The 633-nt window shown below is 28.6% G+C and carries 1 protein-coding gene; it reads right to left on the bottom strand.

Features of this window, described 5'->3' with window-relative positions:
• The coding region (locus IMK15_RS06325; protein WP_192942289.1) for a UvrD-helicase domain-containing protein at positions 1–561 on the bottom strand (561 nt) is incomplete at its 3' end.
• Between the last annotated feature and the right edge of the window lie 72 nt (positions 562–633).

Consider the following 633-nt stretch of genomic DNA (forward strand, 5'->3'; position numbering starts at 1 on the left):
TGTAAAATCCATACAGTTGTTTTTTATCAATGTTTCTTGATATTGTTTTAGGACTTCATAGAATTCTCTATTGTCCTTAATTTTTAAGTCTATTTCATTTTCAAAATTTTTAACTGTAACGCCATTTTCTTTAGATTTTGAAATTCTTGTGTAAAAGCTAGAAGGTGTTTGTGCATAGTTTAAATTTTTTACGATTTTCTTAATTAAACTTTTTGAGTCATCAGCATCATAGATATTGAAATTACTTGTGAAACCAATGCTTTTACCATAAATTCTAAGCATTCTAACTGAGAATGAGTGGAAAGTAGAAATTATCATCTTATTAGCATCTTCGCCTATTAAATCGTGAATTCTTTCTTTCATTTCATTAGCAGCCTTATTAGTAAATGTAAGTGCTAGGATAGATTCTGGATCTATATTGCATTCTTTTACCATATGTGCGATTTTGTATGTTACGGTCCTTGTCTTACCACTACCAGCTCCAGCTAGTATAAGGGAAGGTCCATCTATTTTTTCACTAGCTTTTCTTTGCATGTCATTTAAATTGTCTAATATATTCATCTTTCACTCCTAATAAATAATAGAGATTATACCATATTTTAAATAGACAATAAAGTAGCTATATGGTATAAT

Source organism: Sneathia sp. DSM 16631, from assembly GCF_014892235.1.
Classification (GTDB): Bacteria; Fusobacteriota; Fusobacteriia; order Fusobacteriales; family Leptotrichiaceae; genus Sneathia; species Sneathia vaginalis.